The sequence below is a fragment of the Streptomyces parvulus genome (assembly GCF_014648855.1).
Lineage (GTDB): Bacteria > Actinomycetota > Actinomycetes > Streptomycetales > Streptomycetaceae > Streptomyces > Streptomyces parvulus.
Genome location: NZ_BMRX01000003.1, coordinates 368227 through 391232 on the forward strand (window position 1 = coordinate 368227; position 23006 = coordinate 391232).

Annotated in this window: 26 protein-coding genes and 1 riboswitch; of the genes, 13 read left to right on the forward strand and 13 right to left on the reverse strand. The window is 72.9% G+C overall.

The genetic code is table 11. The features are described from left to right. The first annotated feature begins 45 nt into the window (after positions 1-45). The 3 genes from IE108_RS07165 (at position 46) to IE108_RS07175 (ending at position 2462) form a co-directional block, all read left to right on the forward strand. On the forward strand, positions 46-1071 hold the full coding sequence (locus IE108_RS07165) for a 6-phosphofructokinase (protein ID WP_064726688.1): 1026 nt from the start codon (positions 46-48) through the stop codon (positions 1069-1071). A 167-nt stretch (positions 1072-1238) separates the two neighbouring features. Further along, positions 1239-2189: a cytochrome c oxidase assembly protein gene (locus IE108_RS07170; RefSeq protein WP_064726689.1), complete on the forward strand. Its 951-nt coding sequence runs from the start codon at positions 1239-1241 to the stop codon at positions 2187-2189. Positions 2190-2291: 102 nt separating this feature from the next. Beyond that, complete coding sequence (locus IE108_RS07175; RefSeq protein WP_107291848.1) at positions 2292-2462, forward strand: hypothetical protein; 171 nt, start codon at positions 2292-2294, stop codon at positions 2460-2462. Between the two features lie 21 nt (positions 2463-2483). On the opposite strand, the gene IE108_RS07180 is transcribed toward IE108_RS07175, so the two are convergent. From IE108_RS07180 to IE108_RS07195, 4 genes are read right to left on the reverse strand one after another with little or no spacing between them, the layout of a single operon-like run. Next, complete coding sequence (locus IE108_RS07180; protein ID WP_064726690.1) at positions 2484-3701, reverse strand: sensor histidine kinase; 1218 nt, start codon at positions 3699-3701, stop codon at positions 2484-2486. Continuing rightward, the gene (locus tag IE108_RS07185; RefSeq protein ID WP_229851688.1) at positions 3698-5482 is read right to left on the reverse strand and encodes a sodium/solute symporter; all 1785 of its coding nucleotides are present in this window, start codon (positions 5480-5482) and stop codon (positions 3698-3700) included. The genes IE108_RS07180 and IE108_RS07185 overlap by 4 nt, the downstream gene beginning before the upstream one ends. Further along, positions 5479-5838 carry a hypothetical protein gene (locus IE108_RS07190; RefSeq protein WP_064726691.1) on the reverse strand — a complete coding sequence of 120 codons (360 nt, stop codon included), beginning with the start codon at positions 5836-5838 and terminating at the stop codon, positions 5479-5481. The genes IE108_RS07185 and IE108_RS07190 overlap by 4 nt, the downstream gene beginning before the upstream one ends. Before the next feature lie 2 nt (positions 5839-5840). Then, entirely contained in the window at positions 5841-6599 is a 759-nt protein-coding gene (locus tag IE108_RS07195) for a LytR/AlgR family response regulator transcription factor (RefSeq protein ID WP_064726692.1), read from the reverse strand. 77 nt (positions 6600-6676) lie between these two features. On the opposite strand from IE108_RS07195, the gene IE108_RS07200 reads away from it, so the two are divergent. The 3 genes from IE108_RS07200 (at position 6677) to rocD (ending at position 9362) form a co-directional block, all read left to right on the forward strand. Further along, on the forward strand, positions 6677-7180 hold the full coding sequence (locus tag IE108_RS07200; RefSeq protein ID WP_064726693.1) for an Lrp/AsnC family transcriptional regulator: 504 nt from the start codon (positions 6677-6679) through the stop codon (positions 7178-7180). A 125-nt stretch (positions 7181-7305) separates the two neighbouring features. Further along, positions 7306-8145 (forward strand): dimethylargininase, encoded by an 840-nt coding sequence (gene ddaH, locus IE108_RS07205; RefSeq protein WP_064726694.1) that lies wholly within the window; start codon positions 7306-7308, stop codon positions 8143-8145. After that, complete coding sequence (gene rocD / locus IE108_RS07210) at positions 8142-9362, forward strand: ornithine--oxo-acid transaminase (RefSeq protein ID WP_064726695.1); 1221 nt, start codon at positions 8142-8144, stop codon at positions 9360-9362. Before ddaH ends, rocD begins: the two co-directional genes overlap by 4 nt. A 23-nt stretch (positions 9363-9385) precedes the next feature. Here rocD and IE108_RS07215 read toward each other — a convergent pair whose 3' ends face one another. Continuing rightward, complete coding sequence (locus IE108_RS07215; RefSeq protein WP_064726696.1) at positions 9386-9841, reverse strand: RpiB/LacA/LacB family sugar-phosphate isomerase; 456 nt, start codon at positions 9839-9841, stop codon at positions 9386-9388. Between the two features lie 143 nt (positions 9842-9984). Between IE108_RS07215 and proP the strand changes: the two genes are divergently transcribed. The 3 genes from proP to IE108_RS07230 all read left to right on the forward strand — a co-directional run bounded on the left by proP (position 9985) and on the right by IE108_RS07230 (position 13474). Continuing rightward, positions 9985-11499: a glycine betaine/L-proline transporter ProP gene (gene proP, locus IE108_RS07220; RefSeq protein ID WP_064726697.1), complete on the forward strand. Its 1515-nt coding sequence runs from the start codon at positions 9985-9987 to the stop codon at positions 11497-11499. Positions 11500-11637: 138 nt separating this feature from the next. Continuing rightward, positions 11638-12360: a lysophospholipid acyltransferase family protein gene (locus tag IE108_RS07225; RefSeq protein WP_064726698.1), complete on the forward strand. Its 723-nt coding sequence runs from the start codon at positions 11638-11640 to the stop codon at positions 12358-12360. Between the two features lie 79 nt (positions 12361-12439). Further along, a complete protein-coding gene (locus IE108_RS07230; RefSeq protein ID WP_107420075.1) occupies positions 12440-13474 on the forward strand; it encodes an NAD-dependent epimerase/dehydratase family protein in 1035 nt (344 codons plus the stop codon). 61 nt (positions 13475-13535) lie between these two features. Here IE108_RS07230 and IE108_RS07235 read toward each other — a convergent pair whose 3' ends face one another. The 8 genes from IE108_RS07235 to IE108_RS07270 all read right to left on the reverse strand — a co-directional run bounded on the left by IE108_RS07235 (position 13536) and on the right by IE108_RS07270 (position 20397). Continuing rightward, positions 13536-15077, reverse strand: coding sequence for an alpha/beta hydrolase (locus tag IE108_RS07235; RefSeq protein WP_079163434.1), 1542 nt, complete (start codon positions 15075-15077; stop codon positions 13536-13538). A 188-nt stretch (positions 15078-15265) separates the two neighbouring features. Then, positions 15266-16042 carry an urease accessory protein UreD gene (locus IE108_RS07240; RefSeq protein WP_064726701.1) on the reverse strand — a complete coding sequence of 259 codons (777 nt, stop codon included), beginning with the start codon at positions 16040-16042 and terminating at the stop codon, positions 15266-15268. Further along, complete coding sequence (gene ureG, locus IE108_RS07245; RefSeq protein WP_064726702.1) at positions 16030-16707, reverse strand: urease accessory protein UreG; 678 nt, start codon at positions 16705-16707, stop codon at positions 16030-16032. Before ureG ends, IE108_RS07240 begins: the two co-directional genes overlap by 13 nt. 117 nt (positions 16708-16824) lie before the next feature. After that, entirely contained in the window at positions 16825-17499 is a 675-nt protein-coding gene (locus IE108_RS07250; RefSeq protein ID WP_064726703.1) for an urease accessory protein UreF, read from the reverse strand. A 7-nt stretch (positions 17500-17506) separates the two neighbouring features. Beyond that, the gene (locus IE108_RS07255; RefSeq protein ID WP_064726704.1) at positions 17507-19228 is read right to left on the reverse strand and encodes an urease subunit alpha; all 1722 of its coding nucleotides are present in this window, start codon (positions 19226-19228) and stop codon (positions 17507-17509) included. After that, a complete protein-coding gene (locus tag IE108_RS07260) occupies positions 19221-19532 on the reverse strand; it encodes an urease subunit beta (RefSeq protein WP_064726705.1) in 312 nt (103 codons plus the stop codon). Before IE108_RS07260 ends, IE108_RS07255 begins: the two co-directional genes overlap by 8 nt. A 9-nt stretch (positions 19533-19541) precedes the next feature. Next, on the reverse strand, positions 19542-19844 hold the full coding sequence (locus IE108_RS07265; protein ID WP_064726706.1) for an urease subunit gamma: 303 nt from the start codon (positions 19842-19844) through the stop codon (positions 19542-19544). Positions 19845-20115: 271 nt separating this feature from the next. Next, a complete protein-coding gene (locus IE108_RS07270; protein ID WP_064726707.1) occupies positions 20116-20397 on the reverse strand; it encodes a type II toxin-antitoxin system Phd/YefM family antitoxin in 282 nt (93 codons plus the stop codon). 107 nt (positions 20398-20504) lie between these two features. On the opposite strand from IE108_RS07270, the gene IE108_RS07275 reads away from it, so the two are divergent. The 4 genes from IE108_RS07275 (at position 20505) to IE108_RS07290 (ending at position 22977) form a co-directional block, all read left to right on the forward strand. After that, the gene (locus IE108_RS07275; RefSeq protein ID WP_064726708.1) at positions 20505-20882 is read left to right on the forward strand and encodes a VOC family protein; all 378 of its coding nucleotides are present in this window, start codon (positions 20505-20507) and stop codon (positions 20880-20882) included. Positions 20883-21033: 151 nt separating this feature from the next. Continuing rightward, positions 21034-21669 carry an ATP-dependent Clp protease proteolytic subunit gene (locus tag IE108_RS07280; protein WP_064726709.1) on the forward strand — a complete coding sequence of 212 codons (636 nt, stop codon included), beginning with the start codon at positions 21034-21036 and terminating at the stop codon, positions 21667-21669. Positions 21670-21676: 7 nt separating this feature from the next. Further along, positions 21677-21985, forward strand: a complete 309-nt coding sequence (locus IE108_RS07285; protein WP_064726710.1) for a hypothetical protein — start codon at positions 21677-21679, stop codon at positions 21983-21985. Positions 21986-22357: 372 nt separating this feature from the next. Then, positions 22358-22500, forward strand: a riboswitch (cyclic di-AMP (ydaO/yuaA leader). A gap of 3 nt (positions 22501-22503) precedes the next feature. Continuing rightward, entirely contained in the window at positions 22504-22977 is a 474-nt protein-coding gene (locus IE108_RS07290; RefSeq protein WP_064726711.1) for a C40 family peptidase, read from the forward strand. The last annotated feature ends 29 nt before the right edge of the window (positions 22978-23006 follow it).

Sequence of the window (23006 nt, forward strand, 5' to 3'; positions counted from 1 at the left end):
CAGCGCGGTCCGGACCCGTGCCACGTTGAGAAGGTATTTCGGGCTATGCGCATTGGTGTCCTCACGTCCGGCGGCGACTGCCCCGGCCTGAACGCCGTCATCCGGTCCGTCGTGCACCGCGCCGTCGTCGACCACGGCGACGAGGTCATCGGCTTCCGGGACGGCTGGAAGGGCCTCCTGGAGTGCGACTACCTGAAGCTCGACCTCGACGCGGTGGGCGGCATACTCGCCCGCGGCGGCACCATCCTCGGCTCCTCCCGGGTCCGCCCCGAGCACCTGCGGGACGGCGTGGAGCGGGCCCGGGGCCACGTCGAGGAACTGGGCCTGGACGCGATCATCCCGATCGGCGGTGAGGGCACCCTGAAGGCGGCCCGCCTGCTGTCGGACAACGGCCTGCCCATCGTCGGCGTGCCGAAGACCATCGACAACGACATAGCGGTCACCGACGTGACGTTCGGCTTCGACACCGCGGTGACCGTGGCGACCGAGGCCCTGGACCGGCTGAAGACCACCGCCGAGTCCCACCAGCGCGTGCTGATCGTGGAGGTCATGGGCCGTCACACCGGGTGGATCGCGCTGCACTCGGGCATGGCGGCGGGCGCCCACGCGGTGGTCGTACCGGAGCGCCCCTTCGACATCGACGAGTTGACCGCCAAGGTCGGCGAGCGGTTCTCGGCGGGCAAGCGGTTCGCGATCGTGGTGGCCGCGGAGGGCGCCAAGCCGAAGGCCGGCACCATGGACTTCGACGAGGGCGGCAAGGACGTCTACGGGCACGAGCGCTTCGCCGGCATCGCCCGCCAGCTCTCGATCGAGCTGGAGGAGCGGCTCGGCAAGGAGGCCCGGCCGGTGATCCTCGGCCACGTGCAGCGCGGGGGGACGCCGACGGCGTACGACCGGGTGCTGGCCACGCGGTTCGGCTGGCACGCGGTGGAGGCGGTGCACCGCGCGGAGTTCGGCATGATGACGGCCCTGCGGGGGACGGACATCGTGATGGTGCCGCTCGCCGACGCGGTCGAGTCGTTGAAGACGGTGCCGGATGCGCGGTACGCGGAGGCGGAGTGCGTCCTCTGAGGTTGACGTAGTCCGCCGACCGCGGGTCGTGTGTGGTTGCTCGCGCGCACGCGGCGGAGCCGCACATCGATACAGCCCCGCGCCCCCGGTGACATGAGTCGCCGGGGGCGGTTCTAGTCTTGCTTCGGACAGACTGCGTTCAACCCCCACGAATCAGGAGCCGGCGGATGGATCACAGCGGGCACGGCATGATGACGGATCTGCCGCCGTTCACGCTGGCACGGGGGCTCGGCTGGTCGGCCGACCCCTTCTTCCTGGTCGCCTGTCTGCTGGGACTGGCCCTGTACGGCTGGGGTGTGGCGCGGCTGGTGCGGCGCGGCGACAAGTGGCCGGTCGGCCGGACCGTGGCGTTCGTCGTCGGTGTGCTGAGCATCGTGCTCATGATGTGCACCAAGCTCAACGACTACGGCATGGTCATGTTCAGCGTGCACATGGTGCAGCACATGATCATCAGCATGGTCTCGCCGATCCTGATCCTGCTCGGCGCCCCGATCACCCTCGCCCTGCGCGCCCTGCCGCCGGCGGCCCGCGGCAGCAAGGGCCCCCGCGAGCTGCTGCTGATGCTGCTGCACAGCCGCTACATGCGGATCATCACGCACGCCGCGTTCACCATCCCGCTGTTCATCGCCAGCCTGTACGCCCTGTACTTCACGCCGCTGTTCGACTTCCTGATGGGCTCCCGGGCCGGGCACATCGCGATGATGGTGCACTTCCTCGCCGTCGGGCTGGTCTTCTTCTGGCCGATCATGGGCGTGGACCCGGGCCCGCACCGGCCGGGCTACCTGATGCGGATGCTGGAGCTGTTCGCGGGCATGCCGTTCCACGCCTTCTTCGGCATCGCGCTGATGATGGCCTCCTCGCCGATGGTGAAGACCTTCGAGAACCCGCCCGCCTCGCTCGGCATCGACGCGCTCTCCGACCAGAACGCGGCCGGCGGCATCGCCTGGGCCTTCAGCGAGGTCCCGTCCGTGCTGGTCCTGCTCGCCCTGCTGTTCCAGTGGTACGCCTCCGAGCAGCGCCAGGCCCGCCGTACCGACCGGGCCGCCGACCGGGACGGCGACAAGGAGCTGGAGGCCTACAACGCCTACCTGGCCTCGCTGAACACCCGCGGCGGCTGAGTCCGCCGCGGACCGTATCCGTCCGTGATCCGTCCGTACGTGCCCCATCCGCGCGGAACCGGGGCACCATGGAAGGCAACGGACCACGAGGAGGGTGTTGCGATGCCCGGTTCCACGGACAGTTCGACGAAGACGATGGGGGCGCTCACCATCGGCGGCCTGGTCGCGGTGACGGCCTACACGGTGGCGCTCGGAAGCAACGGCTGGCTGTGGTTCGGCTGGGTCGTGCTGGGACTGATCACCCTGGGGATGGTGGCCACCCGCAGCGCCTGAGCCCGAGGAGCGCCGGGCGGGTCACTCGCGGCCGAGCCGGCCCGCCGAGTGCACGCCCGGCTGGTACTTCGGCAGCCGCACGGTGATCTTCATGCCCGCGCCGACGGCCGTCTCGATGACGAGGCCGTGGTCGTCCCCGTAGACCTGGCGGAGACGCTCGTCGACGTTGGACAGGCCGATGCCGCCCGACGGGCTGACCTCGCGCGCCAGGATGCGGCGGAGCAGGCCCGGGTCCATGCCGGCGCCGTCGTCCTCGATGACCACCAGGGCCTCGGCTCCCGCGTCCTGCGCGGTGATCTGGATGCGGCAGCGGTCGGCCTTGCCCTCCAGGCCGTGCTTGACGGCGTTCTCGACGAGCGGCTGCAGGCACAGGAACGGCAGGGCTACGGGCAGCACCTCTGGGGCCACCTGGAGGGTGACGGCGAGGCGGTCGCCGAAACGCGCCCGCACCAGCGCCAGGTAGTGGTCGATGGCGTGCAGCTCGTCGGCGAGGGTGGTGAAGTCGCCGTGCCGGCGGAACGAGTACCGGGTGAAGTCGGCGAACTCCAGCAGCAGCTCGCGGGCTCGCTCGGGGTCGGTGCGCACGAAGGAGGCGATCACCGCGAGCGAGTTGAAGATGAAGTGCGGGGAGATCTGCGCCCGCAGCGCCTTGATCTCGGCCTCGATCAGCCGGGTGCGGGACTGGTCGAGGTCGGCCAGCTCCAGCTGGACGGAGACCCAGCGGGCCACCTCACCCGCCGCGCGGGCCAGCACGGCGGACTCGCGGGGCGCGCAGGCCACCAGGGCGCCGTGCACCCGGTCGTCGACGGTGAGCGGCGCGACCACCGCCCAGCGCACCGAGCAGTCCGGGATGTCGCAGCTCAGGGGGAACGCCTCGCCGCGGCCCGTCTCCAGGGGCCCGGCCAGGCGTGCCATGACCTCGGCGCGGTGGTGGCCGCCGACGCCGTCCCAGACCAGGACGTCCTCGCGGTCGGTCAGGCACAGCGCGTCCGTGCCGAGCAGGGAGCGCAGCTTGCGGGCGGACTTGCCGGCCGTCTCCCCGGTCAGGCCGGCCCGCAGCGGGGGCGCGGCCAGGGACGCGGTGTGCAGGGTCTGGAAGGTGGCGTGCTCGACCGGGGTGCCGAGGTCGCCGAGGCTCTGCGGGCGCGCCGTGCGCCGCCCCAGCCAGAATCCGGCCGCCAGCAGGGGGAGCAGGGCGACGGCGAGGCCCGCCAGGAAGCCGCCGAGGGAGCCGCTCACGACGCCGTCTCCCCTCGCGGGACCCGGACGTCGGCCGGGGGCGGCGCGTCCGCCGGACGGCCCTCCGCGCGCAGCTCCCCGGCGCCCAGCTCCTCCGGCAGGTGGAAGCGGGCCAGGATCGCCGCCGTCCCGGCCGGCACCCGGCCCGGCGTGGCCAGCGAGACCAGCACCATGGTCAGGAAGCCCAGCGGCACCGACCACAGGGCCGGCCAGGCGAGCAGCGCGTGCAGCGCCCCGCCGCCGCCCGGCAGGCCGCCCATGGTGGCGGCGACGGCGACCAGGGCGGAGCCCCCGCCGACCAGCATTCCGGCCGCCGCGCCCGGCGGGGTGAGCCGGCGCCACCAGATGCCGAGGACGAGCAGCGGGCAGAAGGAGGAGGCCGACACGGCGAAGGCGAGACCCACCGCGTCGGCGACGGGCAGCCCGCCGACCAGCGCGCTCGCCGCCAGCGGCACCGCCATGGCGAGCAGGGTGCCGAGCCGGAAGTGCGGCACGCCCCGGGACGGCAGCACGTCCTGGGTGAGGACGCCCGCGACGGCCATGGTCAGCCCCGACGCGGTGGACAGGAACGCGGCGAAGGCGCCGCCCGCGACCAGCGCGCCGAGCAGGTCGCCGCCCACTCCCCCGACGACCCGGTCGGGCAGCAGCAGGACGGCTGCGTCGGCGTCGCCGGTGAGGGTCAGCTCGGGGGCGTAGAGGCGGCCGAGGGCGCCGTAGACGGGCGGCAGCAGGTAGAAGGCGCCGATCAGGCCGAGGACGGCGACGGTGGTGCGGCGGGCGGCGACACCGTGCGGGCTGGTGTAGAAGCGGACCACGACGTGCGGCAGGCCCATGGTGCCCAGGAAGGTGGCGAGGATCAGCCCGTACGTGGCGTACAGCGGGCGCTCCGTGCGGCTCTCGGCGCGGGAGGGCGAGAGGGCGTCGTCGGCGCCGCGTCCGGCGGCCGGGACGGGGGTGCCCGCGGCGAAGGTGAGCCGGGTGCCGGCCTCGATGCGGTGGGTGCCGGCGGGCAGGCGCAGCCGGGTGCCGTCGTGGGCGCGGCCGTCCACGGTGCCGTCGACGGTGACGGTCAGCGGCCGTTCCAGCTTGAGGGCGAGGCTGTCGTCGACCCGTACGGAGCGCTGCTCGCGGAAGGTGGCGGGTTCGTCGAAGGGGCGGCCGGGCGCGCCGTCGCCCTGCCAGGCCAGGACGAGGAAGAGGGCGGGGACGAGCAGCGCGGTGAGCTTCAGCCAGTACTGGAAGGCCTGGACGAAGGTGATGCTGCGCATGCCGCCGGCGGCGACGACGCCGGTGACGACGACGGCCACGATCACCCCGCCGAGCCAGTCGGGCGCGCCGCTGAGGACGGTGAGGGTCAGTCCGGCGCCCTGGAGCTGGGGCAGCAGGTAGAGCCAGCCGACGCCCACGACGAAGGCGCCCGCGAGGCGCCGCACCGCCTGGGAGGCGAGCCGGGCCTCGGCGAAGTCGGGCAGCGTGTAGGCGCCGGAGCGGCGCAGCGGGGCGGCGACGAAGAGCAGCAGGACCAGGTAGCCGGCGGTGTAGCCGACGGGGTACCAGAGCATGTCCGGTCCCTGCACGAGGACCAGTCCGGCGATGCCGAGGAAGGAGGCGGCGGAGAGGTACTCGCCGCTGATGGCGGCGGCGTTCAGGCGGGGGCCGACGGTGCGGGAGGCGACGTAGAAGTCGGAGGTGGTGCGGGAGATGCGCAGGCCGAAGGCGCCGACCAGGACGGTGGCCACGACGACCAGGGCGACCGCGGGTATGGCGTAGCCGGAGTTCATCGGTCCTCGACGAGGCGCACGAAGTCCCGTTCGTTGCGCTCGGCGCGGCGCACGTACCAGCGGGCGAGGAGGACCAGCGGCGCGTACAGGCCGAAGCCGAGGACGGCCCATTCCAGGCGGCGGGCGTCGGGCAGTGCCGCGAACAGCAGCGGCAGCGGCCCGACGAGGAGGCCGAGGACGGCGAGGGCGGCGAGGCCGGCCCGCAGCTGGCTGCGCATGAGGGAGCGGACGTAGGTGTGGCCGAGGGTGGTCTGCTCGTCGATCTCGGTGCGCGGGCGGTGGTGGCCGGAGGCGCGCCGGGTGCGCCTGGGCGGGCCGGTGACGGTGACGCGGCGCTCGCCGGGGTCCTGGGGCACGGTCAGGGCCTCCGCATGAGCAGGTCCCGCAGTTCACGGGCGTGGCGCCGGCTGACCTGGAGTTCCTCGGTGCCGACCAGGACGCTGACGGTGCCCGCGTCCAGGCGGAGTTCCCCGATGTGGCGCAGGGCGACGAGGTGGCGGCGGTGGATGCGGACGAAGCCGCGGGCCCGCCAGCGTTCCTCCAGGGTGGACAGGGGGATGCGGACGAGGTGGCTGCCCTTGTCGGTGTGCAGGCGGGCGTAGTCGCCCTGGGCCTCGGCGTGGGTGATGTCGTCGACGGGGACGAAGCGGGCGACGCCGCCCAGTTCCACGGTGATGTGGTCGGGGTCGGGTTCGTGGACGGGTATGCGTGGCGCGGGGTGGGTGCTGCCGCGTTGCTCGACGGCGCGGCGCACCGCCTCCGCCAGCCGCTCCCGGCGTACGGGTTTGAGGACGTAGTCGACGGCGTCCAGGTCGAAGGCCTGCACGGCGAAGTCCTCGTGCGCGGTGACGAAGACGACCAGCGGGGGCCGGGCGAAGCCGGTCAGCAGCCGGGCCAGGTCGAGCCCGTCGAGGCCGGGCATCTGGATGTCGAGGAAGACGACGTCGATGGCGTCCGGCCCGTCGGGGCCCGATTCCAGGGCCCGGTTGATGCGGCGCAGCGCCTCGGTCGCGTCGCTCGCGCCCTCCGCCGCGCCGATGCGGGGATCGGCGTTCAGCAGGTACACGAGTTCCTCGAGCGTGGGTCGTTCGTCGTCGACGGCGAGGGCGCGCAGCATGAGGCTGGAGTGTAGGAGTAATCCGTACGCCTGCACACGGGCCGGGGGTGGACGTATCCGCTGGATACAGTGCCCGCATGAACAGCAGGACCACCCCGTTCGACGATCTCGACCGGAAGATCGTCACCGCGCTGATGACGAACGCCAGGACGTCCTTCGCCGAGATCGGCGCCGAGATCGGGCTGTCCTCCACGGCGGTCAAACGCCGGGTGGACCGGCTGCGGGAGACCGGGGTGATCACCGGGTTCACGGCGACGGTGCGGCCCGCCGCGCTGGGCTGGCGCACCGAGGCGTACGTCGAGGTGTACTGCGAGGGGGCGGCGCCGCCGAGGCGGCTGGCGGAGGTGGTACGGGGCTATCCGGAGATCAGGGCGGCGATGACGGTGACCGGTGGCGCGGACGCGCTGCTGCACGTGCGGGCGCGGGACGTGGAGCACTTCGAGGAGGTGCTGGAGCGGATCCGTGCGGAGCCGTTCATCCGGAAGACGATCAGTGTGATGGTGCTGTCCCACCTGATCCCGGACAGTGCGGAGGCGGGAGCGGGCCTGCTGGCCCACGAAGGCGCAGCAGACCTGCGCTGACCTGGTGGAAGACGCAGCGATCGTGCGGCAACACGCAGCCCTTGTCGCTTGTCGCGCGCGGTCGTCAGTTTCTACCGTGGTGTCAACCCACAATTACACACCGTGAGGAGCGGAGGTACCCCTCTGTGCCCGAGTCCCGTGTGCCGCGCCGACGGCGCTTCCTGGTCTGCGAACCCCGACACTTCGCCGTGCAGTACGCGATCAATCCGTGGATGAGCACCGACCGGCCGGTCGACGTCATCCGCGCCCTCGACCAGTGGCAGGCGCTGGTCGACGTCTACCGTGCCCACGGCCACACCGTGGACCGCGTCGAACCCGTCCCGGGCTTGCCCGACATGGTCTTCGCCGCGAACTGCGCGGTCGTGGTGGAGGGGCGGGTCTTCGGCTCGCTCTTCCACGCGCCCGAGCGGCGTCCGGAGTCCGTGCCCTTCGAGGCGTGGTTCAAGACCCGGGGCTTCGAGGTCCAGCACCCGGAGGCGGTGTGCGAGGGCGAGGGAGACCTGGTCCCGGCCGGCCGGTGGATCCTGGCCGGCACCGGGTTCCGCACCACGCACGAGGCGCACCGCGAGGTGCAGGAGTACTTCGGAGTGCCCGTGGTGTCGCTGACGCTGGTGGACCCGTACTTCTACCACCTGGACACGGCGCTGTTCGTGCTCGACGACGGCGGTGACGGCGGCGCGGGGAACATCGCCTACTACCCGGAGGCGTTCTCGCCGGGCAGCCGTGAGGTGCTGGAGCGGCTGTACCCGGACGCGGTGCTCGCCACCCGCGAGGACGCCATGGCGTTCGGGCTGAACTCCGTCTCGGACGGGCGGCACGTGTTCATCGCGCCCGGGGCCGGGGCGCTGGCGGACCGGCTCGCCGGCCGGGGCTACGTCCCCGTGCCCGTCGACCTGTCCGAGTTCCAGAAGGCCGGCGGCGGCATCAAGTGCTGTACCCAGGAGATCCGGGAGGCCCGCTCATGACCGCCCCCGCCCCCGCCCGCGGCTCCGAGGAGCTGATCCGCGCCGAGGAGCCGGTCCTCGCGCACAACTACCATCCGCTGCCCGTGGTCGTGGCCCGCGCCGAGGGCGCCTGGGTCGAGGACGTGGAGGGCCGCCGCTACCTGGACATGCTGGCCGGGTACTCGGCGCTCAACTTCGGGCACCGCCACCCCGCGCTGATCGAGGCCGCGCACCGCCAGCTGGACCGGCTCACGCTCACCTCGCGCGCCTTCCACAACGACCGGCTGGCGGGCTTCGCCGAGCGGCTGGCCGGGCTCACCGGCACGGACATGGTGCTGCCGATGAACACCGGCGCGGAGGCGGTGGAGAGCGGCATCAAGGTGGCCCGCAAGTGGGCCTACGACGTGAAGGGCGTCCCGGCGGACCGGGCGACGATCGTGGTCGCGGCGGACAACTTCCACGGCCGCACGACGACGATCGTCAGCTTCTCCACGGACGAGACGGCCCGCGCGGGTTTCGGCCCGTTCACGCCGGGTTTCCGGGTGGTGCCGTACAACGATCTGGCGGCCATGGAGGCGGCGGTCGACGAGACGACGGCGGCGGTGCTGATCGAGCCGATCCAGGGCGAGGCGGGCGTGCTGATCCCGGACGACGGCTATCTGGCCGGGGTGCGGGAGCTGACCCGGCGGGCGGGCTGCCTGTTCGTCGCGGACGAGATCCAGTCGGGGCTCGGCCGCACCGGGCACACGCTCGCCGTCGCGCACGAGTCGGTCGAGCCGGACGTGGTGCTGCTCGGCAAGGCGCTGGGCGGCGGCATCGTGCCGGTGTCGGCGGTGGTCGGCCGCCGGGACGTGCTGGGCGTGCTGCACCCGGGCGAGCACGGTTCGACGTTCGGCGGCAATCCGCTGGCCGCGGCGGTCGGCACGGCGGTGGTGGAGCTGCTGGAGACGGGCGAGTTCCAGCGCCGGGCGGCGGAGCTGGGCGCGGTGCTGCGCGAGGGGCTGGCCGCGCTGGTCGGCAGGGGCGTCGTCGGCTTCCGCGCGCGGGGCCTGTGGGCGGGGGTCGACGTGGACCCGGCGCTGGGCACCGGCCGGGAGATCAGCGAGCGGCTGATGCGCGAGGGCGTCCTCGTCAAGGACACGCACGGCTCGACGATCCGGCTGGCGCCGCCGCTGACCGTCACCGGTGAGGAGCTGCGGGGGGCGCTCGGGACGCTGGAGAAGGTCCTGACGTCCTGACGGAGTGCGCCCCCGACGTGCGGTTACGGAGCGGTTCGGCCCCGGTCGAGCCGCTCCACGCGTGTCACGTTGTCGCGGTCCTCGGCGTCCTCGCTGGGGCCGCCCGCGAACCAGGCGTCGAGGATCTCCCCCAGCAGCGGCGCCGACGTCAGGCGCAGGCTGAGGGCGAGCACGTTGGCGTCGTTCCAGCGGCGGGCCCCGTCGGCCGTGTAGGCGTCGGCGCACAGGGCCGCGCGCACGCCCGGCACCTTGTTGGCGGCGATCGACGCGCCCGTGCCGGTCCAGCAGCAGACCACGGCCTGGTCGGCCCGGCCGTCGGCGACCTCGCGCGCCGCCCGCTCCGAGCAGACCGCCCAGCGCGCGTCCGCCCCCGGTCTGAGCGCGCCGTGCGGGAGCACCTCGTGTCCCCGGCCGCGCAGCTCCTCCACGAGGAGCCGGGCCACGGGTTCGTCCATGTCGGAGGAGACGGCGATGCGCATGCGGGCAGGGTACCCACGGCGCCCGGTCACCTCATCGGCTCAACCACATGACCGAAGTCACGACCATACCCAGCATGATCGGGGGAACGGTACGACCTGAGAATTCGTACGACCGAGCAGCACTCCGCCAGGGGTGACTGCGCGTGGAAAGGGAGGCCGCCACGTCCCCCACCGACAACGGCCAGGAACCCGACGCCGCGGCGGTGCGCCGCCACCGGACCCTGTTCCGGGCCATCAAGCGCCGGCAGAACCCGAAGCTGCGCCGCTCGGACATCACCGTCACGGACGAGGCCGCGGTCAAGCGCGCCGTGAAGGCGGCGTCCCTCGGCAACGCCATGGAGTGGTTCGACTTCGGCATCTACGCCTATCTGGCCGGCACCATCGGCCGGGTGTTCTTCCCGTCCGGGAGCGACACGGCGCAGCTGCTCTCCTCCTTCGCCACGTTCGCCGTGGCCTTCCTGGTGCGTCCGCTGGGCGGCATGTTCTTCGGCCCGATGGGCGACAAGATCGGCCGCAAGAAGGTCCTCGCGCTGACCATGATCCTGATGGCGATCGGCACGGCCGCCATCGGCCTCATCCCCAGCTACGACGCCATCGGCTTCTGGGCCCCGGTCCTGCTGATCGTTTTCCGGCTGCTCCAGGGCTTCTCGACGGGCGGTGAGTACGGCGGCGCCTCCACGTTCATCGCCGAGTACGCGCCCGACAAGCGGCGCGGCTTCTTCGGCAGCTTCCTGGAGCTGGGCACGCTCGCCGGCTACACGGGCGCGGCGAGCCTGGTCACCGGGCTCACCGCCTGGCTGGGCAGCGACGCCATGGACTCCTACGGCTGGCGCATCCCGTTCCTGGTCGCGGCGCCGCTCGGCATCGTCGGCATCTACCTGCGGCTGAAGCTGGACGACACGCCCGCGTTCCTGAAGCTCGAGGACTCCAACGTCCACATCTCGGAGGCGGCGAACGCGGTGGAGACCACCACGCGCGGTGACCTCGCCAAGATCTTCCGCACCCACTGGCGGTCGCTGGTGCTGTGCATCGCGCTGGTCGGCGCCTACAACATCACCGACTACATGCTGCTGTCGTACATGCCGACGTACCTGTCGGACGAGCTGGACTACAGCGAGAGCCACGGGCTGATGATCCTGGTGGCGACCATGGTGCTGCTGATGCTGATCATCAACCAGGTGGGCCGGCTGTCCGACCGCTTCGGCCGCAAGCCCCTGCTGATGACCGGCATGGTCAGCTTCTTCGTCCTGTCCGCGCCGGCCTTCGTGCTGGTCCAGGAGGGCAGTCTGCTCGCGGTCTCCGCGGGCATGCTGATGCTCGGTCTGTCCCTGGTGTGCCTGCTCGGCACGATGTCGGCGGCGCTGCCGGCGATGTTCCCGACCAACGTCCGCTACGGCTCCCTGTCGGTCGGCTACAACCTGTCGGCGTCGATCTTCGGCGGCACCACGCCGCTGGTGATCACCGCGCTGATCAGCGTGACCGGCTCCGACATGATGCCGGCCTACTACGCGATGGCCGCGGCCCTGATCGGTGTGGTGGCGGTGGCCTGCATGAAGGAGACGGCCCAGCAGCCGCTGGAGGGTTCGCCGCCGTCGGTGCAGAGCGAGGAGGAGGCCGCGGAGATGGTGGAGGCGCAGGCGCCGACGCCCAAGTTCTGACGGGAGCACGGCCGGCGGGCCGGGCACGTCCGGTTCCGGGCGGGCCCGGCCCGCACCTACACTGGCACCCCGGCCGACGCCGGTTGACCAGTGAGAACACGGCGATCGAGCCGTCCCGCCGGACCGAGGAGCGCCGCCTTGTTCTACTACGTCCTCAAATACGTGCTGCTGGGTCCGCTGCTGAGGCTGGTCTTCCGGCCCAGGATCGAGGGCCTGGACCACGTACCGGCGTCGGGGGCGGCGATCGTGGCGGGCAATCACCTCTCCTTCTCGGACCACTTCCTGATGCCCGCGGTGCTCCGACGCCGCATCACCTTCCTGGCGAAGGCCGAGTACTTCACCGGACCGGGCCTCAAGGGCCGGCTGACCGCGTTCTTCTTCCGCAGCGCCGGGCAGATCCCCGTGGACCGCTCGGGCAAGGAGGCGGGGCAGGCCGCCATCCGCGAGGGACTGGGCGTGCTGGGCAGGGACGAGCTGCTCGGCATCTATCCGGAGGGCACCCGCTCGCACGACGGGCGGCTCTACAAGGGCAAGGTCGGCGTCGCCGTGATGGCGATCAGGGCGGGCGTGCCGGTCGTGCCCTGCGCGATGATCGGCACCTTCGAGGCGCAGCCGCCGGGCCGGAAGATCCCCAAGGTGCACCCCGTGGTGATCCGCTTCGGCGAGCCCCTGGACTTCTCCCGCTACGCGGGCATGGAGGGCGAGAAGGCCGTGCTGCGCGCCGCCACCGACGAGATCATGTACGCGATTCTGTCGCTGTCCGGTCAGGAGTACGTCGACCGGTACGCCGCCGACGTGAAGGCCGAGGCGGCTCGGAAGGCGGCGCAGGGGCGCCGGTTCCCGCGTCTGCCGCACCGCTAGAGGGAACCACCGGGGCCTGGGGTCTGCTGTCGGCAGAAGCCCGTGGCCGCACCCGGGGGCGCGCGCCTACGGTCGGCGTATGACACGTGCAGTGGTGATCGGGGCGACGGGGCAGATCGGGCGGGCGACGGTGTCGGCGCTGGCCCGGGACGGCTGGGAGGTGGACGCCGTCTCGCGGGGCGGCGGCCGGGACGCGCGCTGGCCCGAGAACGTACGGGTGGTGCGGGCCGACCGGGAGGACGACGCGGCGCTCTCGGCGGCGGTCGGCGAGGGCTGCGACGTGCTGGTGGACACGGTGGCCTTCGACGCGGGGCACGCACGGCAGTTGGCCGCGCTCGCCGGGCGGGCCGGCTCGGTGGTGGTCGTCTCCAGCGTCTCGGTGTACGAGGACGACCGGGGCCGCAACTTCGACACCCAGGCCGAGCCCGGCGGCTTCCCCCACTACCCCGTGCCGCTTCCCGAGTCGCAGCGCACGGTGGAGCCGGGCGACTCGTCCTACAGCACCCGCAAGGCCGCGCTGGAGCGTGAACTCCTCGCGGCGGGCGACCGGTTGCCCGCGACCCTGCTGCGCGCGGGCGCGGTCCACGGCCCGCACTGCCGCACACCGCGCGAGCTGTACTTCGTGGGGCGCAACCTCGACGGCAGGCGGCGGCGCGTGCTGGCGTACGGCGGCGCGAGCCGCTTCCACCCGGCGGGTGTGCACAACATCGCCGAACTGGTCCGGCTGGCCGCTTCCCGGCCCGGCACCCGCGTCCTGAACGCGGTCGACCCGGACGCGCCGGCGGTGGCCGAGATCGCGCGGGCCGTCGACGCGGTGATGGGCGTGGAGACCGAGGACGTCCTGGTGGACGGACCGCCGCCCGCGGACACGGTGGGCGACACGCCGTGGTCGGTGGCGGCGCCCGTCGTGTGCGACATGGGCGAGGCGGAACGCCAGTTGGGCTACCGCCCGGTGGGCCGGTACGCCGACGGCCTGGCGGAGACGGTCGCCTTCATCGAGGAGCGGCTGGCCGGACGCGACTGGCGGGAGGCGTACCCGAAGATGTTCCAGGCCTACGGCGACCTCTTCGACTACGCGGCGGAGGACGCCTGGTTGGCGGCACGCCGGGACTGAGGAACGCCCGAGGGGGCGGCCGGTCGGACCGGCCGCCCCCTCGTCGCGCGTCGCGGGCCCGTCAGGGCTTGGGCGTGGCGTGCGGGGCGCAGGTCACGTCCTTGGCGTCCACCTTGCCGGTGAGCAGGTAGGTGTCGACCCGGTCGTTGACGCAGGGGTTGACCAGCCCGGTGACGCCGTGCGAGCCGGCGTCCCGCTCGGTGACGAGGCGGGATCCCTTGAACCGCTTGTGCAGTTCGACGGCGCCCTCGTACGGGGTGGCCGCGTCCCGCTCGGACTGGACGATCAGCACGGGCGGGAGACCCGGGCCGGTCTTCACGTCCACCGGGGTCCGCTGTTTGGCCGGCCAGGTGGCGCAGGGCAGGTTCATCCAGGCGTTGGCCCAGGTCATGAACGGGTGGTCGCGGTGCAGCTCGGTGTTGTCCCGGTCCCAGGTGCGCCAGTCGGACGGCCACTGGGCGTCGGCGCACTCCACGGCCGTGTAGACCGCGTTCCCGTTCTCCGCCGAGGCGTTGCCCGCGGTGTCGGAGAGGTCGGGGGCGGCGGCGTCCACGAGGGCCTGGGTGTCGCCGGCGACGTACTTGGCGAACACGGCCGCGGTCGGCGCCCACGCGGAGTCGTAGTACGGGGCGCTCTGGAAGAAGGAGATCAGCTCGGCCGGGCCGACGACCCCGCCCAGGGGCTCCTTCGCGGCGGCGGCGCGCAGCTTCAGCCACTGCTCCTGGACCTCGGCGCGGGTGCCGCCGAGATGGAAGGCGGCGTCGTTCTTCGCGACCCAGTCCTGCCAGTCCTTCCAGCGCTTCTCGAAGGCGACGTCCTGGTCCAGGTTGGCCTGGTACCAGATCTTCTCGCGGGAGGGGTTGACGACGCTGTCGACGACCATGCGGCGCACGTGGCCGGGGAAGAGGGTGCCGTAGACGGCGCCGAGGTAGGTGCCGTAGGAGACGCCCAGGTAGTTGAGCTTCTTCTCGCCGAGGGCGGCCCGGACGACGTCGAGGTCGCGGGCGGTGTTCGGCGTGGTCATGTGCGGGAGCATCTCGCCGCTGCGCTCGAGGCAGCCGTCGGCGTACTCCGCGGCCAGCTTGCGCTGGGCGAGCTTGTCGGCCTCGGAGCCGGGCACGGGGTCCATCTTGGGGGCCTTGACGAACTCCTGCGGGTCGACGCAGGAGATCGGCGCGGACTTGCCGACGCCGCGCGGGTCGAAGCCCACGAAGTCGTAGGCCTTGGCGGCGTCGGCCCACACCGCGCTCTGGCTCGTGACGCGGGCCGGGAAGCGCAGTCCGGAGCCGCCGGGGCCGCCGGGGTTGTACAGGAGGGCGCCCTGGCGCTCGGACTTCGTGCCGGTGTTGCCGATGCGGTCGACCGCTATCCGTATCTGCTTGCCGAACGGCTTGGCGTAGTCGAGCGGCACGGTGACGTAGCCGCACTGGATCGGCTTGGGGAGGTTCCAGTCGGCCGGGCAGTCCTGCCAGTCGACTCCGGCGCGGGCGGCGCGGGCGGCGGCGATGACGGCACCGCGGGCCTCGTGGTCCCAGCCCCGCGCGGTCGGCCGGTCGGTCGCCGGTGCGGCGCTCGCGGCGGGTGCCGTGACCGCGCCCGCCATGAGCGTGGCGGTGACCAGCACTCCGGCCGAGCCGAACGCCGTGGCCCTGCGCCGCGTTGTGCTCCTGCTCAAGTGGTCCTCCCCGTACGTGTTCGCGACAAGTACGGGGATCCTCGCGGCTGTGCGTCGGCCGGCGACAGACTCGGGGCTACTTCTTTGCCAATCCGATAAACGGAGAAAAGCGTTCGCTAGTCGCGCCCGAGTGAGGCCAACGCCCCGTCCAGCAGCCGCCGCAGCCGCAGCGCGTCCGGCGCCACCGCCGTGACCAGGGCCGCGGGACCGGCCAGCGGCATGACGGCGGCGCCCTCCCCGAGGACGCGGGCGGCCGGCGGCTCGGCCGCGAACCCGGGCCGTACGACGACCAGCTGACCGACCGCGCGGTGCCCGGCGAGTCCGGCGGGGCCGTCCCAGCCGCCCGGGGCACCGGGACCGCAGGCCAGCTCCTGGTCGAGGACGCAGCGCCCGTCGATCCGCACCGTCAGACGGCTGGTCAGCCGGCCGGGTTCCTCCCCCGCCCGCCCGAGCACCTGCTCCTCGCGCAGCAGCAGCCGGGCCCCGGCGGCGAGGTCGACGCGCGTGCCGACGTACAGGTCGCTGCCCCGGGCGGAGATCAGCTGCTCGGGCAGCCAGCGCAGGTCGGCGCCCTCGCCGGCCGTGAGCCGGACGTCGTAGCGGGCGTCGGCCTTCTCCTGCCCCGGCAGGGCCAGGGTGGCCGCGGCGGAGCCGACCCGCAGCCGGGCGCCGGGGGCCGCTTCCGCCGTCACCGTGAAGTGGTCACCGCCGAGCGGTCCGCTCATCGCGCCGACCAGCATCACCCGTGCCTCGGCCCCGCTCCCCCGGGTCCGTCGCACCGCGAGCGGCCCCTCGCCCTCCAGCACGGGCAGGGAGGTGCCGCCGCGCCCGTCGGCGCGGGCGAGGACACGGGCCCGCGCCCGCACACCGCCCGGAGCGGTCACGCGGTCCACGCGGCGATCCGCCCCCGTACCCACTCGGCGACCTCCCGGGCCCCGTCCTCGCCGCGCAGCGACTGCATGGCGACGGGCAGTTCACCGCGGGCCGCCTTGGCGTCGGCCGCCATCCGCGCGAGGTCGGAGCCCACGTGGGGGGCGAGGTCGGTCTTGTTGACGATCAGCAGGTCGGCGGTGGCGACGCCGGGTCCGCCCTTGCGCGGGATGTCGTCGCCGCCTGCCACGTCGATCACGAAGATCTGGGCGTCGACGAGCCCCTTGGAGAAGGTGGCGGTGAGGTTGTCGCCGCCGGACTCGACGAGGACGAGGTCGAGCGGCCCCACCTCGTCCTCCAGGTCCTCCACGGCCTCCAGGTTGGCGGAGATGTCGTCCCGGATGGCGGTGTGCGGGCAGGCCCCGGTCTCCACGGCGGTGATCCGCTCGGGCGGCAGCACCGCCTCGCGGAGCAGGAACTCGGCGTCCTCGCGGGTGTAGATGTCGTTGGTGACGACGGCGATCGAGAACTCCTCGCGCAGCGCCCGGCAGAGCGCGGCGACGGTGGCGGTCTTGCCTGACCCGACGGGCCCGCCGAGTCCGATCCGCACGGCCCGGCGGCTGCCGTCGGGCCGCCGGGCGTCGGCGGAGACGGCGGCGGGACGGTCGTGGTCGTGGTCAAGGTGCATGTGACGGCTCCTGTGAAGGGAATTCGACTGCGCGGCCTGCGAGGCCTGCGCGGTCTACGAGGATTTCAAGGACTACGACGACTACGACGACTACGAGGACCACGAGGACCACGAGGACTACGAGGCGAACAGCCGGACCGGCCACCCCGCGTGCGCCTCCGCCGCGATCTCCAGCAACGGCGCGGACCGGGCGGGCAGCACCCCGGTCCCCTCGGCCCGGACGCGCCCCGCCGCCTCGACGGCGTCCCGCGCCACGAGGTCCACGTCGGCGGCGAGCCGGGCCAGCACCCCGGTCGCGTCGAACGGATCGAGGCTGAGCAGCCGCACGACCGCCGTGGCCGGCCCGCTCACCCCCTCGTAGGCGGAGCAGTAGGCCGCGTCCAGCGCCCCGAGCCCCGCCGCGCGCGCGGCCACCCCCAGTACGACGGGCTGGTGCGCGCCCTTCGGGAACCTCGCCGCCAGCGCGTCGAGTTCGGGATGCGGCCAGGTGGCCCGCGCGGCCCGGGTCAGCTGCCGCCCGAGCCTGCGCGCGACGGTGCGCAGGGCGGGCGAGGGCGTGCGGGCGTCGGCGGCGCGGTCGAGTTCCACGGGGTCGGTTCCGAGGGCGGCGGCCGCCGCGAGGGAGGCCGCGACGACGCCGCCGGTGTGCAGCCGTCCCCGGCAGAACGCCTCCAGGGTCGCGGCGTCGGTCACCCGGCCCGCCCGGACGGCGGCCTCCGCCCCGCCGGAGTGCGCGTGCCCTCCGGCGGGGAAGCGGCCGTCCGCGAGGACGAGCAGTGCTGCGCGGCTCATCCCGGCCTCAGAAGAGGAAGTACCGCTGGGCCAGCGGCAGTTCGGCGACGGGCGCGGGCTCGACGAGTTCTCCGTCGATGGTCACCGCGAAGGAGTCCGCGGCGACCTCCACGCGGGGCAGCGCGTCGTTCTCCCGCATGTCCGCCTTGGTACGGCCGCGCGTCGAGCGGATCGGCACCAGCTCCCGCCCGATGCCCAGCCGTTCCGCCAGACCGTCCTCGACGGCCTGCTCCGCGACGAAGGCGACGGAGTTGCGGGCCGGGGCCGTGCCGTGCGCGCCGAACATCGGGCGCGGCAGGACCGGCTGCGGCGTCGGGATGGAGGCGTTCGCGTCGCCCATCTGCGCGTACGCGATCTGCCCGCCCTTGAGGACGAGCTGCGGCTTCACGCCGAAGAACCGCGGCTCCCAGAGCACCAGGTCGGCGAGCTTGCCGGTCTCGACGGAGCCGACCTCGTGCTCGATGCCCTGCGCCACGGCCGGGTTGATCGTGTACTTGGCGACATAGCGGCGTGCGCGGCGGTTGTCGGCCCGGGTGTCGCCGGGCAGGAAGCCGCGGCGGCGCTTCATCACGTGCGCGGTCTGCCAGGTCCGCATGATCACTTCGCCGATGCGTCCCATGGCCTGCGCGTCCGACGCCATGATGGAGATCGCCCCCATGTCGTGCAGGACGTCCTCGGCGGCGATGGTGCTGGGCCGGATCCGGGACTCGGCGAAGGCCAGGTCCTCGGGGACGGCGGGGTTCAGGTGGTGGCAGACCATCAGCATGTCGAGGTGCTCCTCGACGGTGTTGACGGTGTGCGGCCGGGTCGGGTTGGTGGACGCCGGCAGCATGTTGGGCAGCGACACCGCGGTGATCATGTCGGGCGCGTGACCGCCGCCCGCCCCTTCGACGTGGAAGGCGTGCAGGGTGCGGCCCGCGACGGCGTCGAAGGTGTCTCCGACGAAGCCCGCCTCGTTCAGGGTGTCGGTGTGCACGGCGAGCTGGACGCCGGACTCCTCGCAGACGTCCAGGCAGGCGGAGATGGCGGCGGGGGTGGCGCCCCAGTCCTCGTGGATCTTGAAGCCGAGCACGCCGGCGCGCAGTTGGTCGCGCATCGACTCCTTGGACATGGTGCTGCCCTTGCCCAGGAAGCCGATGTTCACGGGGCTCGACTCCAGGGCGGCGAACATCCGCGCCAGGTGCCACGAGCCCGGCGTGACGGTGGTCGCCTTGCTGCCCTCGGCCGGTCCGGTGCCGCCGCCGATCAGGGTGGTGACGCCGGACGCCAGCGCCTCGTCGACGGCGCCGGGCGCGATGAAGTGGACGTGCGTGTCGATGCCGCCCGCGGTGAGGATCTTGCCGTTGCCGGCGATGACCTCCGTCTCGGGGCCGATGACGAGCCCGGGGTGGACGCCGTCCATGGTGTCCGGGTTGCCGGACTTGCCGATGCCGGTGATCCGGCCGTCCCGGATGCCGACGTCTGCCTTGACCACACCCCAGTGGTCGATGATCACGGCGCCGGTGACGACGGTGTCCGGGGTGCCCTCGGCGCGGGTGGTCCGCGCCTGGCCCATGGACTCGCGCAGCACCTTGCCGCCGCCGAAGACGGCCTCGTCGCCGGAGCGGCCGGGACCGCCCGAGCGGTCCTCCTCGATCTCGACGAGCAGGTCGGTGTCGGCGAGGCGGATCCGGTCGCCGGTGGTCGGGCCGAAGAGGTCGGCGTAGGCGCCGCGGGACAGCTCAGGCATCGAGGGCACCTCCGGTGGCGCCGCGCAGCCCCACGACGACGCGGGCCCCGGCCAGGGGCACCAGCTCGACGTCGACGGGGATGCCGGGCTCGAACCGGACGGCGGTGCCGGCGGCGATGTTCAGCCGTGCGCCGTGCGCCGACGCGCGGTCGAACTCGAGGCCGGGGTTGGCCTCGGCGAAGTGGTAGTGGGAGCCGACCTGGACGGGGCGGTCGGCGGTGTTGAGGACGGTGAGCCGGGTGACCGGACGGCCCTCGTTGAAGGGGACCGGTGTGTCGGCGAAGAGGATCTCTCCGGGAATCATGGCCGCCCGTCAGACGATCGGTTCGTGGACGGTGACGAGCTTGGTGCCGTCCGGGAAGGTGGCTTCGACCTGCACGTCGTGGATCATCTCGGGGACGCCCTCCATGACCTCGTCGCGCTGGAGCACCTTGCGCCCGGAGGACATGAGTTCGCCCACGGTGCGCCCGTCGCGGGCGCCTTCGAGGATGTGCGCGGTGATCAGCGCGACGACCTCGGGGTGGTTGAGCTTCACGCCTCGCGCGCGGCGCTTCTCCGCCACGTCCGCGGCCACATGGATGAGCAGTCGCTCCTGCTCGTGCGGGGTCAGTTGCATGTACCACCTCACAGGACATGACGCCGGATCCGGGCGGTCCGGCGGCCGCGGCCACCACGGCGGCTCAAGATGTAACACACACGAATGGGCCGCCGAGTACCTGCCGTTTTCGCTAAAACCGCAGGTGGATAGGGTGGAGCGTACGGCTGGCGTGTTTCCGTCGCATGACCGGGTTTTGACCGACTGATTACCGGTCGTGCCGACGTGCTCACGCCTGCCCGCACGCGGGCACCCGTTCGGCGGACGCTACGCCGGCTTCGGCCCGCGGACGCTACGCCGGCTTCGGTCCGCGGTGCTCCGCGGCGATGCCGAAGCGGTGGGCTTCGCGGGGCGGTGCGGCGGGCGGGTCCTGGACACCGGTGACCGAGGTGACCACCTGGCCCTCCGAGGGGTCCCCGGGCTGCTCCAGGCGCTCCAGGTCGGCGGCGGAGACGAGGGCGACGAGAGGCTTGCCGTGGCGTGTCACGACGACGCGCTCACCGCCGTACACCACCCGGTTGATCAGGTCGGCGAGCTCAGCCCTGGCTTGCGTCACCGGAATCTCGTAGGCCATGTCCCCAGCTTACGGTTCGGCCCGCGACGAGCGGCTGCGCCGCCGCGGCTCCGGGTGGACGATGAAAACGAGACGACCCGAGGCCGCCGCACCGCGGGAGGCACCCCATGACAGGCGAACCGTCCTTCTTCGAGCTGGGCGTGGCGGACCCCGAACGCGGGCGGGTCTTCTACGGGACCCTGTTCGGCTGGACCCTCGAAGCGGGCCCCACGGGGCGCGGGTTCTCCATCGGCACCGCCGGGCTGCCGGGCGGCATGCACGGCGGCGATCCGGGCGCCGCGCCCTACCTGTTCTTCCGGGTCGACGACCTGGACGCGGCCGTGGCTCGGGTGCGTGAGCTGGGCGGCTCCGTGGAGGCTCTCGGCGAGGAGAACGAGGAGGGCGAGGAGGACCCGGAGTCGGCGGCCCGGTTCGGCCGCTTCAAGCTGTGCCGCGACGACCAGGGTTCGCTCTTCGGCCTGCACGAGCCGCCGCCCGCGCGGTGACCGCCGGGCCCGGACGCCCCGCGGCAAGGTCCCCGCGACACCACTGAACCCTCGCATTCCGGCGATCCCCCACCTCCGCAACGTACGTCCTGTACATTTTTTACGGAACCGGTGCGGCCGCGCGGGTTCCGCCACGAGGAGGGGGCTCGTCATGGTCCGACCGTCCGCACACCACGTCCCGCCCGAGTTCACCGAGCGCACCGGCGCCGGGGCCCGCACGACGGATCCGTACGCGAAGCTGCTGGAGGGACGGATCGTCCCGCTCGGGACGGCGGTCGACGAGGCCTCTGCCCATGACGTGGTGGCACAGCTCATGCTCCTGGAGCACCGCGATCCCGACCGGCCCGTCTCCCTCTACGTCAACTCCCCGGGCTGCTCCTTCACGGCCATGACGGCGATCTACGACACGATGCGGTACCTGGCCTGCGACGTGGAGACGACCTGCCTCGGGCAGGCCGGCGCGGCCGCCGCGGCACTGCTGGCGGCGGGGACCCCCGGCAAGCGCGCGATCCTGCCCGGGGCGCGGGTGGTGCTCCGTCAGCCGTCGCTCACCGAGCCACTGGAGGGGCGGGCCGGCGACCTGGCCGCCCGGGCCGAGGAGTTGACGCGGATCCGCGCCCGCCTGGAGGAGATCCTCGGACGGCATACGGGCCGCGGTCCCGCGCAGGTGGCGCGGGACGTCGAGCGGGAGACCGTCCTGGACGCCCAACAGGCCGTGGCGTACGGGCTGGTGGACCGCGTCGTCACCGACCGCCCCGGCGCCTCCCCGGCGCCCCGTGAGCGGTGAACGGCCGGTGCTGCCGCCGGAACTGCCGCCCCTGCCCGCTCTGACCCGCGCCGAGGCGGAGCTGATCGACCGCTACCTGGACGTCGTCGACCTGCTCGGACGCGTCAACCCGGCCCGGGACGGCGACACCTACCGGGGGCTGCGGGCGGCCCAGGCACTGGTCGCCAAGGCGGCGGCGCTGCGCGACGCGCTGGAGCTGATGCACGCGCGCGGCGAGACCGAGCTGCACGCGTCCACCCTCGCCCGGGCCCTGCGCGTACTGGACGGCGACCGGCGGACGGGGCGGCTCACCCTTCCGCCGTGTTCCGAGAGTTGAGTCGGCCGGTTTCGAAACGGACCAAAAGACGTACCCCCTTTCGGCTTAGGAACACGCCCTGTTCGCGGCCGGTCGAGGTTGCGCGGCACTCCCCCACCGGCGGCCGTGGTTCGCGCTGCGCCGCTGGTCCCGGCGTCGGCACCGCCTACGACCGTTGATCGAACACAGGGCCGTCCACCCGAACGGGTGAGTGGTGAGTAACAACACAAAAGCCACGTTCCGTTGGGATTTCGCGTTCCGGCGAGACAAGATCCGTGACTGACGACAAGCCCCCGCCGCAGCGGCGGGGCGGTCCGGGCGGACGCCGAGTCCTGCCGCCGTCCGGACGACCGGTCGCGAGGGAAGTGGATCGGCAGGAGTGGAGGACCCGAGCACGACGGGTCGCCGGAGCGGTCGCCTCCGTGAGAGGTGCCGGACCGAGCAGCCCTTGGGGTGAAGCCGCACTCGTGCGGCCGGGCAACTTCGCCAGCCCGAATCCGACAGGTCATCCTTCACAGGCGGCTGACGAAGGGTTGCGCATGTCCGCGCTCAATCGTGTCCCGTCCCTGATGGCTCGTGCCGGTACGGCCTCGGCCCTCACTCTCGCCGCGGTGGGCGGCTCCGTCGTGGTCCCCGGTTTCGCCTCGGAGGCCGCCGCGGCGACGCATGCGACGAAGGCCCTCAAGGTCGCCGCCTCCAAGAAGGGCTCCCCGTACAAGTGGGGGGCCGTCGGACCGCGCCGGTTCGACTGCTCCGGCCTGACGCTGTACTCGTTCAAGAAGGCCGGCAAGAAGCTGCCGCGCACCGCCGCCCAGCAGTACAACAAGACCCGTCACATCTCGGCCAAGAAACGCAAGGTGGGGGATCTGGTCTTCTTCCACTCCGGCCGCAGCGTCTACCACGTCGGCATCTACGCCGGCAAGGGCAAGCTCTGGCACGCCCCGAAGACCGGCGACGTGGTGCGCCTCCAGAAGATCTGGACCGGAAGCGTCCTGTACGGCCGGGTCAAGTAGGCCGGTGACCGCGTAGCCCTTCCGAGGGG

Coding starts and splice junctions, on each gene's coding strand:
- IE108_RS07255 (WP_064726704.1), bottom strand. CDS start 19,228: ATGCCTGAGCTGTCCCGCGGCGCCTACGCCGACCTCTTCGGCCCGACC.
- IE108_RS07290 (WP_064726711.1), top strand. CDS start 22,504: ATGTCCGCGCTCAATCGTGTCCCGTCCCTGATGGCTCGTGCCGGTACG.
- IE108_RS07280 (WP_064726709.1), top strand. CDS start 21,034: ATGGTCCGACCGTCCGCACACCACGTCCCGCCCGAGTTCACCGAGCGC.
- IE108_RS07250 (WP_064726703.1), bottom strand. CDS start 17,499: ATGAGCCGCGCAGCACTGCTCGTCCTCGCGGACGGCCGCTTCCCCGCC.
- IE108_RS07200 (WP_064726693.1), top strand. CDS start 6,677: ATGAACAGCAGGACCACCCCGTTCGACGATCTCGACCGGAAGATCGTC.
- IE108_RS07175 (WP_107291848.1), top strand. CDS start 2,292: ATGCCCGGTTCCACGGACAGTTCGACGAAGACGATGGGGGCGCTCACC.
- rocD (WP_064726695.1), top strand. CDS start 8,142: ATGACCGCCCCCGCCCCCGCCCGCGGCTCCGAGGAGCTGATCCGCGCC.
- IE108_RS07260 (WP_064726705.1), bottom strand. CDS start 19,532: ATGATTCCCGGAGAGATCCTCTTCGCCGACACACCGGTCCCCTTCAAC.
- IE108_RS07185 (WP_229851688.1), bottom strand. CDS start 5,482: ATGAACTCCGGCTACGCCATACCCGCGGTCGCCCTGGTCGTCGTGGCC.
- IE108_RS07265 (WP_064726706.1), bottom strand. CDS start 19,844: ATGCAACTGACCCCGCACGAGCAGGAGCGACTGCTCATCCATGTGGCC.
- IE108_RS07215 (WP_064726696.1), bottom strand. CDS start 9,841: ATGCGCATCGCCGTCTCCTCCGACATGGACGAACCCGTGGCCCGGCTC.
- IE108_RS07235 (WP_079163434.1), bottom strand. CDS start 15,077: ATGGCGGGCGCGGTCACGGCACCCGCCGCGAGCGCCGCACCGGCGACC.
- ureG (WP_064726702.1), bottom strand. CDS start 16,707: ATGCACCTTGACCACGACCACGACCGTCCCGCCGCCGTCTCCGCCGAC.
- IE108_RS07270 (WP_064726707.1), bottom strand. CDS start 20,397: ATGGCCTACGAGATTCCGGTGACGCAAGCCAGGGCTGAGCTCGCCGAC.
- IE108_RS07195 (WP_064726692.1), bottom strand. CDS start 6,599: ATGCTGCGCGCCCTCGCCGTCGACGACGAACGACCCACGCTCGAGGAA.
- IE108_RS07165 (WP_064726688.1), top strand. CDS start 46: ATGCGCATTGGTGTCCTCACGTCCGGCGGCGACTGCCCCGGCCTGAAC.
- IE108_RS07170 (WP_064726689.1), top strand. CDS start 1,239: ATGGATCACAGCGGGCACGGCATGATGACGGATCTGCCGCCGTTCACG.
- IE108_RS07230 (WP_107420075.1), top strand. CDS start 12,440: ATGACACGTGCAGTGGTGATCGGGGCGACGGGGCAGATCGGGCGGGCG.
- IE108_RS07275 (WP_064726708.1), top strand. CDS start 20,505: ATGACAGGCGAACCGTCCTTCTTCGAGCTGGGCGTGGCGGACCCCGAA.